The organism is Mesorhizobium sp. M1050, assembly GCF_040318715.1.
Classification (GTDB): Bacteria; Pseudomonadota; Alphaproteobacteria; order Rhizobiales; family Rhizobiaceae; genus Mesorhizobium.
This window is the reverse complement of sequence record NZ_JAMYMV010000004.1, coordinates 119,835-131,601: the sequence shown is the minus strand read 5'-3', so window position 1 is coordinate 131,601 and position 11,767 is coordinate 119,835. Positions and strand designations below refer to the sequence as shown.

General features: G+C 63.8%; 11 protein-coding genes. 7 read left to right on the top strand and 4 right to left on the bottom strand.

What is annotated here, in order from left to right; translation table 11 throughout:
• Positions 1–136: 136 nt before the first annotated feature.
• Complete coding sequence (locus NKH57_RS03960) at positions 137–1,651, top strand: malonate--CoA ligase (protein WP_352608894.1); 1,515 nt, start codon at positions 137–139, stop codon at positions 1,649–1,651.
• A 24-nt stretch (positions 1,652–1,675) separates the two neighbouring features.
• On the opposite strand, the gene nagA is transcribed toward NKH57_RS03960, so the two are convergent.
• From nagA to NKH57_RS03940, 4 genes are read right to left on the bottom strand one after another with little or no spacing between them, the layout of a single operon-like run.
• The gene (gene nagA / locus NKH57_RS03955) at positions 1,676–2,848 is read right to left on the bottom strand and encodes an N-acetylglucosamine-6-phosphate deacetylase (protein ID WP_352608895.1); all 1,173 of its coding nucleotides are present in this window, start codon (positions 2,846–2,848) and stop codon (positions 1,676–1,678) included.
• The gene (locus tag NKH57_RS03950; RefSeq protein WP_352941888.1) at positions 2,845–3,897 is read right to left on the bottom strand and encodes an SIS domain-containing protein; all 1,053 of its coding nucleotides are present in this window, start codon (positions 3,895–3,897) and stop codon (positions 2,845–2,847) included. Before NKH57_RS03950 ends, nagA begins: the two co-directional genes overlap by 4 nt.
• Positions 3,894–4,676 carry a GntR family transcriptional regulator gene (locus tag NKH57_RS03945; RefSeq protein WP_352941885.1) on the bottom strand — a complete coding sequence of 261 codons (783 nt, stop codon included), beginning with the start codon at positions 4,674–4,676 and terminating at the stop codon, positions 3,894–3,896. Before NKH57_RS03945 ends, NKH57_RS03950 begins: the two co-directional genes overlap by 4 nt.
• Positions 4,673–5,554: a glucosamine kinase nucleotide-binding domain-containing protein gene (locus NKH57_RS03940; protein WP_352941882.1), complete on the bottom strand. Its 882-nt coding sequence runs from the start codon at positions 5,552–5,554 to the stop codon at positions 4,673–4,675. The genes NKH57_RS03945 and NKH57_RS03940 overlap by 4 nt, the downstream gene beginning before the upstream one ends.
• 198 nt (positions 5,555–5,752) lie before the next feature.
• Between NKH57_RS03940 and NKH57_RS03935 the strand changes: the two genes are divergently transcribed.
• The 6 genes from NKH57_RS03935 (at position 5,753) to NKH57_RS03910 (ending at position 11,733) form a co-directional block, all read left to right on the top strand.
• Positions 5,753–6,712, top strand: a complete 960-nt coding sequence (locus NKH57_RS03935) for an N-acetylmuramic acid 6-phosphate etherase (protein WP_352608899.1) — start codon at positions 5,753–5,755, stop codon at positions 6,710–6,712.
• Between the two features lie 2 nt (positions 6,713–6,714).
• A complete protein-coding gene (locus NKH57_RS03930) occupies positions 6,715–7,974 on the top strand; it encodes an ABC transporter substrate-binding protein (protein WP_023762459.1) in 1,260 nt (419 codons plus the stop codon).
• Between the two features lie 241 nt (positions 7,975–8,215).
• Entirely contained in the window at positions 8,216–9,145 is a 930-nt protein-coding gene (locus tag NKH57_RS03925; RefSeq protein WP_023762458.1) for a carbohydrate ABC transporter permease, read from the top strand.
• 227 nt (positions 9,146–9,372) lie between these two features.
• Positions 9,373–10,212, top strand: coding sequence for a carbohydrate ABC transporter permease (locus NKH57_RS03920; protein WP_352608901.1), 840 nt, complete (start codon positions 9,373–9,375; stop codon positions 10,210–10,212).
• Positions 10,209–10,685, top strand: coding sequence for a DUF4304 domain-containing protein (locus tag NKH57_RS03915; RefSeq protein WP_352836254.1), 477 nt, complete (start codon positions 10,209–10,211; stop codon positions 10,683–10,685). Before NKH57_RS03920 ends, NKH57_RS03915 begins: the two co-directional genes overlap by 4 nt.
• Positions 10,678–11,733 (top strand): Gfo/Idh/MocA family protein, encoded by a 1,056-nt coding sequence (locus NKH57_RS03910; RefSeq protein WP_352941878.1) that lies wholly within the window; start codon positions 10,678–10,680, stop codon positions 11,731–11,733. Before NKH57_RS03915 ends, NKH57_RS03910 begins: the two co-directional genes overlap by 8 nt.
• The last annotated feature ends 34 nt before the right edge of the window (positions 11,734–11,767 follow it).

Here is an 11,767-nt window from a genome sequence, read left to right as displayed (position 1 = left end):
CGGCATGGCGCGGCCGGCGCGAACCCCTGTCCGCGGTCTTGACGGCGCAGCCAAGACCCGCGAACTCTTTGCGCCACGTCATGCCGTTCCGAGCGGTGTGCAAGGCCCGCCGTTCCGCCACCCCAGGGAAATCTTCATGAGCAATCATCTGTTCGATGCGTTCCGGTCCCGGATGCCGGTGCCTGGGCGCCTGCTGATGGAAACCGATGACGGCCGCTCACTCAGCTATGGCTATATGCTGGAGCGCTCGGCCCAGCTCGCGCATGCGCTCTTGCAGTTGGATGTCGAACCGGGCGACCGGGTAGCCGTTCAGGTCGAGAAGAGCTCCGAAGCGGTTCTGCTCTATCTCGCCTGTCTGCGTGCCGGCGCCGTCTTCCTGCCACTCAACACCGCCTACACGTTGACTGAGCTGGAGTATTTCTTCAGCGATGCCGAGCCACGGCTGGTCGTCTGCGATCCCGCGAGGGCAGCCGACATCGCAGCGTTGGCGGAAAAAACAGGCGCTGCCACAGTCACGCTCGGCCGCGATGGCCAGGGAACGCTCACCGATCAGGCCTCGCGGCTGCCGATGGATTTTCATGACGTGGCTCGCGGGCCGGACGATCTCGCGGCGATCCTCTACACGTCGGGAACGACCGGCCGCTCGAAAGGCGCCATGCTCAGCCACGAGAACCTCGCCTCCAACGCGCGCGTGCTGGTCGAGCACTGGCGCTTCACCGGAGAGGACGTGCTGATCCACGCGTTGCCGATCTTCCATACGCATGGCCTGTTCGTCGCCACCAATGTCATCCTGATGGCCGGCGCTTCGATGCTGTTCGAGCAGAAGTTCGATCCGGCCCGCATCGTCTCGCTGCTGCCCCGCGCCACGGTCCTGATGGGCGTGCCGACCTTCTATGTGCGCCTGCTGCAGCAGGATGGACTGGACCGCGAGGCGGCGAAAAACATCCGTGTGTTCATTTCCGGTTCGGCGCCGCTGCTGGCGGAGACGCACAGGGCCTGGCGCGAGCGCACCGGCCACGCGATTCTCGAGCGCTACGGCATGACCGAGACCAACATGAACACCTCGAACCCCTATCAGGGCGAACGGCGCGCCGGCACGGTCGGTTTCCCCTTGCCCGGCGTTACGCTTCGCATCACCGATCCCGACAGCGGCGCAGCACTTGCGCAAGGCGAGGTGGGCATGATCGAGGTGAAGGGCCCGAATGTCTTCGGCGGCTATTGGCGCATGCCGGAGAAGACCAAAGCGGAATTCCGCGCCGACGGCTTCTTCATCACCGGCGATCTCGGCCTCATCGATAGCGACGGCTATGTCCATATCGTCGGCCGCGGCAAGGACCTGATTATTTCCGGCGGCTACAACATCTATCCGAAGGAACTCGAAAGCGAGATCGACGCGCTTGACGGGGTCAGCGAAAGCGCCGTCATCGGCGTTGCCCATCCGGATTTCGGCGAAGGCGTCACCGCTGTCGTCGTGCGGGCGCCGGCATCACAGATCACCGGAGCCGAAATTCTCGGCGCCATCGGCGAACGCGTGGCGAAATACAAACACCCCAAGCGGATCATCTTCGTCGACGAACTGCCGCGCAACACCATGGGCAAGGTGCAGAAGAATCTTTTGCGCGAGACATATAAGGATCTCTACACAGCCTGAAATTGGAGCTGCGCGGCCGGTCGGTCAGCCCGGGGCGCCAACCCCAAAAACCCTGTCGCCACCGATCCAGACACCCTTCATGTCGAGTTCGTCCGACAGCGAAACGATATCCGCCGCCGTGCCGTTGGCGAAGCGGCCGAGCCGGTGCGACTGGCCGATCGCCTGCGCCGGATAGAGCGAGGCCATGCGCAAGGCTTCCGACAGGTCCAGCCCGACAACCCGGTGGACGTAGCGAACGGCCGAGATCATGTCGAGATCGGCACCCGCCAGCGTTCCGTCGGCAAGCCGCAGGCTGCCATCCCTGCGGTAGATGGTGCGGCCGTTGAGCGTGAATGAGGTCATGTCGGTGCCGATTGTCGCCATGGCGTCGCTGACCAGCACGATCCTGCCGGGACCTTGCTTCGCACGCAGCGCGATCTTGATGGTGGCGGGATCGACATGGATGCCGTCGGCGATGAGACCGGCCGACAATGTGCCGATGTCTATGGCCGCGCCTGCCAGCCCGGGCTCGCGGTTGCCGATCTGGCTCATCGCGTTGAACAGATGGGTGACCATCGAGGCGCCGGCCTTGGCAAAGGTGCTGGCCACCGCATAGCCGGTGTCGGAATGGCCAAGGCTGACGATGATTCCGGCCTTGGCGAGTGCCGCGACGCGCGCCGGCTCGACGGATTCGGGTGCTATGGTGGTGAGCAGCACCGGCAGCTTTTGCCGCGCCGCGATCAGCCTTGCCTGGTCGTCGTCCGTCATCGGCCGGATCAGCGCCGGGTCATGCGCACCCTTGCGGGCGATCGACAGATGCGGCCCTTCGAGATGCAGGCCGAGAAAACCCGGAACCTTCTGCAGCGTCGCTGCCGCGCCGGCGGCAATCGCGGCGGCGGTGATGTCGGGCGTATCAGTGATCAACGTCGGCAGCAGCGCCGTCGTGCCGAACGGCGCATGTGCCTTGCAGATGGTTTCGAGCGACGCGACATCGGGATGGTCGTTGAGCATGACGCCGCCGCCGCCATTGACCTGCACATCGACGAAACCCGGCGCCAGCACGCCACCGCCGGTCGCGACGACGCGGACATCCGCGGCAATGGCGCCCGTGGGCAGGATGGCCTCGACCAACCCGTCGCGTACGAGCAGCGCGTGGCCGTCATGCCAATCGTCGCCGTCGAAAATCCGGGCACCGGTCAGGGCAAAGCGATCGCTCATACTGTCTCCGTCACCTTGCGAAGATTGCGCGGCGTGTCCGGGTCGAGGCCGCGATGGCGGGCAAGGGACTCGACGAACATGTAGAAGGAAACGATCAGCGTCAGCGGGTCGGTCAGGGGATTGCCGGTGGCGACATGCGGCAGGCGCACGGCATGCTGGGCAAGTGCAGAGGTGACGAACACCGGCGCACCCTTGGCTGCCAAGCCGTCGGCGGCCTCGGCGACGGACGGTTCGGACGCATCGCGCGCGGCCAGCGCCAGCACCGGAAAATCGGGGCCGATCAGCGCCAGCGGGCCATGCATGACTTCGGCGGCGCTATAGGCCTCGGCATGCATGCCGCAGGTCTCCTTGAATTTCAGTGCCGCCTCGTTGGCCATCGCCGCCGATGGTCCGCGGCCGAGGATGAACAGCGATTTCTGCTTCTCGATGGTTTCGGCGAGCACGCTCATCCAGTTGCAGGCGATGGCTTTGCGGAAATGCTCCGGCAAGCGGGCAAGCGCTGCCAGCAGCGCATCGTCACCGGTGGCATGCGCCATCAACGCGAGACCGGCCACAGCGGAATTGATGAAGGTCTTGGTGGCCGCCACGCTGCGCTCGGGGCCGGCCAGGATATCGATGGCGTAATCCGAAGCACGCGCCAGCGGCGAATCGGCGGTGTTGGTGATGGCGATGGTCAGTGCGCCGCCGGCCCGCGCGGTTTCGGCCATGGCCACGATGTCGGGGCTCTTGCCCGACTGCGAGATCGCCAGGCAGGCCGAGCCGGCAAGCCTGAGCTTGCGCCCATAGATCGAGGCGATGGACGGTCCGACCGATGCCACTGCGAGGCCCGCGGTCAGCTCGACGGCATACTTCATGAAGGTGGCGGCATGGTCGGACGAGCCGCGCGCCACCGTGACGACAAACTGCGGGTCGCGTTCGCGGATGCCGCGCCCGGCCTCGGTCAGTGCCGCGCCGGAGCCCTCGAGCAGGCGGGCTACGGCTTGCGGGATCTCCTCGATCTCGCGCCGCATATAGGTCGGCTTCGTCGATTTGGTTGGCTTTGTACTCATGGTCGGCCCTCTTCACTCGGCCCCGTCAGCCGCAGTTCGGCGACGAAATCATAGGCGTCGCCCCTATAGATAGAGCGGGTGAATTCGATCACCTTGCCGCTCGCCAGATAGGAAATGCGCTCGATGTGCAGGCCGGCGATGCCTGGCGGCACTTCGAGCAGGCGTGCGTCGCTGTCGCCCAGATTGGCGGCGGAGATGCGCTGCACCGCCCGCACCGGCCGGTTGCCGGTCAACTCCAGCGCCGCATAGAGCGAGGAGCCAATATCGGCCGGATCGGGCAGCACGCTGGCCGACAGCGAGGCGCGTTCGATCGCCAGCGGCGTGTCGTTGGCAATGCGCAGGCGCGCCACCCGCGCCACCAGTTCGTTCGACGACAGGCCGAGCACCATCATCTCGTCGGGCGAGGGCGCGTAAAGACCCCGGTCGAGCCAGGCCGAACGCACCGCCATGCCGCGCCGCGCCATGTCCTCTGTAAACGAGGTCAGCCGCGACAGCGACTGCTCGACGCGCTCCATGCGCGGTGCAACGAACGTGCCGGAACCATGGCGCTGGACCAGGATGCCGCCCTTGACCAGGTCCTGCACCGCCTTGCGCACGGTGACGCGCGAGATGTCGGCCTTGGTGGCGATGTCGCGCTCGGACGGCAGCGCGTCGCCCGGCCCGATCAGGCCGCGATTGACCGCATCCTCGATGCTCTTGCGAAGCTGCAGATAGAGCGGCGCGCCGCTCTGCGCCTGATGCTTCAGCATGGCGAATATCTGGTCGGCGGCCTCGCTCATCGGGCCGCCTCCGCTGGCCTGGCGAACAGACGAACTGCCATCTGCACCGCGCCGCCCAGCGCGTCGTCGAGCGGCGGCTTCAGCAGCGCGCGGTAGCGGGCCGACAGGCGCGGCGCGTAGAGCGGAGCCAGCCCGCCAAGCAGGCACAGCGGCGCGTCGTCCGAAAGGTCAAGCGCGCCGAGCGAGGCCTCGACATCGGCGACTGCCCTGTCGAGGATCCAGTTGGCGATGCTGTCGCCCTTCGCGGCATGCTCGAACACCTTGGGTGCGAAGCCGCCGAAATCGCCGGGCTTGGCATTGGTGGTGAATTCGACCACGTCCTCCGGATTGTTGCGGAAAACGGCCAGCATGCTCTGCGTCAATGGCGAATCCTCGCGAACGCCATCATAAGCAAGCAGCGTCTGCTCGAGCAGGTCCCGGCCGATGCGGGCGCCGCTGCCTTGGTCGCCGACCTGGAAACCCCAGCCGCCGATGGCGCGCGACTTGCCGTTCTTGCGCGCCATATAGGCGGTGCCGGTGCCGAGGATCGCCATGGCGCCGTCACCGGAGCCGACAGCGCCTTCGAGCGCGATCTCGGCGTCGGTCTCGACGCGGCTGATGCTGAACGGCAGGATCGCTTCGAGCTGCTGCCGGTAGGTGCCGACATTGGCGCCGGCGAGGCCAAGAATTGCCGGTGTCTGCGGGATCAGGTCCGGGTCCTGCCCGGCGTCGATGAACGCCTGCCGCGCCGCTTCGACGATGTTCGACCGGGCGCCGGTCAGATCGGTGCGGATGTTGGCAGCGCCGCTTTTGGCGCGGCCAATGATGGCACCGTCCGCTGTCGCCAGGGCTGCCCGGCAGCTGGTGCCGCCGCCATCGATTCCGAGCACGAAATTCACACGATTTCTCCTCCCGGCGGATAATACCAATAAAATACCAATAGCCAAGTGTTAATTTCCGAGTCAAAAAAATTAAGCCGTATTTTATTGAAAAACCACGGTATTCCGTCACTTCACCGATTTCCGACCCATGAGTTCGTTAATGCGTGTGGACAAGTGGTATTTTTTTGGTATTGTTCTGGTATTGGAGGAACCGGGATGGCCGAAACGCGCACCGAAGCGCTTCACAAAAATGCCGAGGGGCTGGATATCCAGACTCCGAACGCCATCCTTTCCTATTTGGCCGATGCGCAGATTGAAGCCGCGAAAGTGGTGCGCCATGCCATTCCTTCGATTGCCAGGGCGGCCGAAATCGTTGCCGGCAGGCTGAACGGCGGCGGCAAGCTTGCCTATGCGGCGGCCGGCAGTTCGGGCCTGATGGCGCTGGCCGATGCGCTGGAGTTGCCAGGCACCTTCGGCATCCATCGCGACCGCATCGCTATCCTGATCGCCGGCGGTGACGAGGCCTTTCGGACGCTGGCCGGCGGACCGGAAGACGACACCGAGGAGGCTGCGGCAGCGGTCGCCAAGGCCGGCATCGGCGAGGGCGACTGCCTGATCGCCATCTCCGCCAGCGGCACCACACCTTATGCAGTGCGGGCCATCGAGGACGCCCGGCTGCGGGGCGCGGCCACAATCGCTATAGCCAACAACCGGGACTCGGCCCTGCTGCGACAGGCCGAAATCGCTATCCTGCTCGAAACCCCGCCGGAGCTGATCGCCGGCTCGACGCGCATGGGCGCCGGCACGGCCCAGAAGATCGCGCTCAACATGCTGTCGACGCTGACAGCGGTCCATCTCGGCCATGTCCATGATGGTTACATGGTCAATTTGAAGGCCGACAACATCAAGCTGCGCGACCGCGCGGCACGCATCGTCGCCGCCGTCAGCGGACGCGGCACGGACGAAGCGGCCCGTCTGCTCGAGAAGAGCGGCGGCGCGGTCAAGACCGCCATTCTGCTTGCCGCCGGCGCCGACAGCGCCGACGCGGCGTTGAAGATACTGGAAAAGGCTGGCCAGAAGCTGCGGCCGGCCCTTTCTGCTATAGAGGGGAGCAAGGGGTCAAAAGCCTCTGTTCTCATCAAAACCGAACCTGAAAAAGGTCAACAGGGAGACTGAGCATGACAAGGAAACTACTGACGGCACTGCTTCTGGGCACCAGCATTCTCGGCTCGGCCGGGGTCGCTTATGCCGGCGACGTAACGCTCAACATCGAAAGCTGGCGCGGCGACGACCTTGCCATCTGGAAGGACAAGCTGATCCCGGCTTTCGAAGCCAAGAACCCGGGCATCAAAGTGGTGTTCGCACCGTCGGCGCCGACCGAATATGACGCCGCACTCGGCGCCAAGCTCGCCGCCGGCTCGGCGGGCGACCTGATCACCTGCCGCCCGTTCGACAAGTCGCTTGAACTGTTCAAGAAGGGCAACCTTGCCGATCTCTCGGCGCTGCCGGGCATGGAAAACTTCTCTCCTGTGGCCAAATCCGCCTGGCAGACAGACGACGGCAAGGTGAGCTTCTGCGTGCCGATGGCCTCGGTCATCCACGGCTTCATCTACAACAAGGATGCTTTCGACAAGCTCGGCATCAAGGTGCCGGAGACCCGCGCCGAGTTCTTCGCCGCGCTCGACAAGATCAAGGCCGACGGCACCTACATCCCGATGGCGATGGGCACCAAGGATCTCTGGGAAGCCGCGACCATGGGCTACCAGAACATCGGCCCCAACTACTGGAAGGGCGAGGACGGCCGCGCAGCGCTGATCAAGGGCGATCAGAAGTTGACCGACAAGGACTGGGTCGCGCCGTTTGAGGAATTGGCCAAGTGGAAGCCTTATCTCGGCGATGGGTTTGAAGCGCAGACCTACCCGGACAGCCAGAACCTTTTCACGCTCGGCCGCGCCGCCATCTACCCGGCCGGCTCGTGGGAAATCGGCCTGTTCAACACGCAGGCCCAGTTCAAGATGGGCGCCTTCCCGCCTCCGGTCGAGAAGGCCGGCGACACCTGCTACATCTCTGACCATACCGACATCGGCATGGGCCTGAACGCAGCTTCGAAGAACGCCGATGCGGCCAAGACATTCCTGTCCTGGGTCGCTTCGCCGGACTTCGCCACCATCTACGCCAACGCGCTGCCAGGCTTCTTCAGCCTGAACTCCGCTCCGGTGAAGATGGCAGACCCGCTGGCGCAGGAATTCGTCTCCTGGCGCGGCAAGTGCAAGTCGACGATCCGCTCGACCTATCAAATCCTGTCGCGCGGCACGCCGAATCTCGAAAACGAGACCTGGGTTGAATCGGCCAACGTCATCAACGGCACCGATACGCCGGAAGCCGCGGCCAAGAAGCTGCAGGCCGGTCTCGACAGCTGGTACAAGCCGGCCAAGTAAGAGCTCAGGCTGAGCGCTGCTTATCTCCCCCCTCAAGGGGGAGATGTCGCCGAAGGCGACAGAGGGGGTCGGTGGAGGCAGCCGCGACTTGATCGTTGCTTGAAAGCACGGTCAAATGTCGATGGCGCACTGCCTTGACCGACCCCACCCGCCTCGCTTCGCGAGGCACCCTCCCCTCGAGGGGAGAGAGGCGCCGCGCCTTTGGCGGCATTTGCCAACCTGATCGGCGGGGACCGAACTCATGGCCGCAGACATCAGACCGAAACGACCGTTCCGCTGGCACATCGGCATCTTCCTGGCGCCGGCGGTGCTCGTTTACACGGCGATCATGATCCTGCCGCTCGCCGGCACGCTGCAGCTGTCGCTGTTCCGCAACATCGAGCAGCACCAGGTTTTCGTCGGGCTGCAGAACTTCCGCGCCCTGTTTGGCGATCCCAACTGGTCGGTAGGTTTCTGGAACGCGCTCAGGAACAATACCTGGTTCTTCATCATCCACATGCTCGTGCAGAACCCGATCGGCGTCATGCTGGCCGCCATGCTGTCCAGCCCGAGACTGAGATTCGCGGCCTTCTACCGCACGGCGATCTTCGTGCCGACCATTCTGTCCTTCGTTATCGTCGGCTTCGCCTGGAAGCTGATCCTGTCTCCGCTATGGGGCGTGGCGCCACATCTGATGGACCTTTTCGGCCTGAAAAGCCTGTTCACGCCTTGGCTGGGCAAGGAGCAATATGCGCTGACCGCGCTCAGCCTGATCTCGGTCTGGCAGTTCGTCGGCATCCCGATGATGCTGATCTACGCCGCCCTGCTGTCGATCCCCGAAGAGGTGATCGAAGCCGCCGAATGCGACGGCATCACCGGCCTGTCGCAATTCTGGAAGATCAAGCTGCCGCTGATCCTGCCGTCGATCGGCATCATTTCGATCCTCACCTTCGTCGGCAATTTCAACGCCTTCGACCTGATCTACACCGCGCAAGGGGCGCTCGCCGGGCCGAACTATTCGACCGACATTCTCGGCACCTTCCTCTATCGCGCCTTCTTCGGCTTCCAGCTGCAGGTCGGCGACCCCAACATGGGCGCTGCGATCGCCACGATGATGTTCCTGATCATCCTCGGCGGCGTCTGCGTCTACCTCTTCCTCGTGCAGACGCGCCTGCGTCGCTACCAGTTCTGAGGGGGCGAGATGTCGAGCTTGAACACCCCCCTCTGGCCTGCCGGCCATCTCCCCCGCAAGGGGGGAGATCAGATGTCACTTCGGCCTTCGCCAATCGTCAGCGTTGCAAGATGTGCGGTAAGGCCAACGCCGCCAATCTCCCCCCTTGCGGGGGAGATGCCCGGCAGGGCAGAGGGGGGTGCCTGGGCGCCGCTCTTAGAAATTGCAGCTCGTCAGGAGACGCTCCAATGAGCACCGCCACCCGTTCCGCGCCCCGCACCATCGGCGCCCACGCGATCCTGCTGACCTACACGGTGATCGCGCTGTTTCCGGTGATCCTGGTCATCATGAACTCGTTCAAGTCCCGCGCGGGCATCTTCGGCGCGCCGCTGACTCCGCCTACGCCCGGGACGTTCGACCTGATCGGCTACACGACCGTGATCGGCCAAGGCGACTTCATTCACTATTTCCAGAACAGCCTCGTCGTCACCGTCGCGTCGTTGTTCTTCGTGCTGCTGTTCGGCGCCATGGCGGCGTTTGCGCTGTCGGAATACCGCTTTCGCGGCAATTCGCTGATGGGGCTCTATCTGGCTCTCGGCATCATGATCCCGATCCGCCTCGGCACCGTCGCCATCCTGCAATTGATGGTGGCAAGCGGGCTGGTCAACACGCTGACGGCGCTGATCCTGGTCTACACCGCTCAAGGCCTGCCGCTCGCCATCTTCATCCTGTCGGAATTTATGAAGCAGGTCTCCGACGATTTGAAGAATGCCGGCCGCATCGACGGCCTGTCCGAATACACCATCTTCTTCCGCCTGGTGCTGCCGCTGGTCAGGCCATCGATGGCAACCGTCGCCGTCTTCACCATGATCCCGATCTGGAACGACCTGTGGTTCCCGCTGATCCTGGCGCCGTCCGAAGAGACCAAGACGGTGACGCTCGGCGCGCAATTGTTCCTTGGCCAGTTCGTCACCAACTGGAACGCCATCCTGGCCGCACTGTCGCTGGCGATCATGCCGGTGCTGATCCTCTACGTCATCTTCTCGCGGCAGCTGATCCGCGGCATCACGTCTGGAGCCGTCAAGTGAGCGAGGGTCGAGACATTATCGTCCAGAGCCTTGCCGAGACAGCGAGCCGCTATGGCTTTCGGGGCGTCCGCGCCACGAATTTCTACAGGGAGTGGCCGGAGACGATCTGCTTGCTGAACCTTCAGAAGTCGTCCTGGGGGCCGCAATTCTATGTCAATTCCGCTGTCTGGTTTAAGCGACTCGGGCCGGAACGCCGGCCGAAGGAATACAACTGTCACGTCCGTTGGCGCGTTGATTCCCAGATGGAAGACAACCAGTCGAAGGCGTTCACCCAGGCGCTCAATCTTGAGTACCCACTGCCCGACGATCATAGGCTGCCGCTTATCAAGGGCGGCATAGAGACTTACGGCTTTGGGCTATTGGCGCGTTGCGAAAACGAACTGACTTCTCTGCAGGTCGCAGATGAATGCGAGCCACATGTGATGGTGGCTCTCAAAGCCCGCATGCAAGAAAAGGCAGATTGCAATGGCTGAACCCCTGCGCGTTGTTGTCGCCGGCCTCGGCAATATGGGCCGCAGCCATGCGCTGGCCTATCACACCAATCCGGGCTTTCAGATCGCAGCACTCATCAACCGTTCCGACGTGCCGTTGCCGGGAGGGCTGTCCGGCTACGGCATCAGGCGTTCCTTCGATGATGCCCTGCGTGACGAAAAGCCCGATGTCGCCTGCATCGCCACCTATTCCGACAGCCATGCCGACTATGCGGTGAGGGCGTTGGAGGCCGGTTGCCATGTCTTCGTCGAAAAGCCGCTGGCGACGACCGTGGCCGATGCCGAGCGCGTCGTCGCGGCGGCCAAGGCCAATGGCAAGAAACTGGTGATCGGCTACATCCTGCGCCATCATCCGTCCTGGATCAGGCTGATCGCCGAAGCGCGGAAACTGGGCGGCCCCTACGTGTTCCGCATGAACCTCAACCAGCAATCCTCGGGGTCCACCTGGGAGACGCACAAGCAGTTGATGCAGACGACCTCTCCGATCGTCGACTGCGGCGTCCACTATCTCGACGTCATGCTGCAGATCACCGACGCCAGGCCGGTCGAGGTGCGCGGCATGGGCGTGCGGCTGACCGAGGAGGTCGCGCCCTCCATGTACAATTACGGCCATTTGCAGGTGCTGTTCGATGATGGCTCGGTCGGCTGGTACGAGGCCGGTTGGGGTCCGATGATTTCGGAAACGGCCTTCTTCGTAAAGGACGTCATCTCTCCCAATGGCTGCGTGTCGATCGTGATGAAGGAAGGTGTGAAGTCGGATGATATCGACACCCACACCAAAACATCGACCATCCGCCTGCACAGCGCCGCGACCGGACCGGACGGCAAATTCGCCAGGCCGGACGAAATGTTGTCGATGGCAGGCGAACCCGGCCATCAGGACCTCTGCGACATTGAACAGGCCTTCGTGCTGAAGGCGATCCGCGAGGACCTGGATCTGACCAAACATATGGACGACGCGGTCAAGTCGCTCGCCGTCTGCCTTGCCGCCGACGAGAGCGTGCGCAGCGGAAAGGCGGTGCGATTGTGACCGCAGAATTGCCGTCAGGGGTTGCATTCGCGCC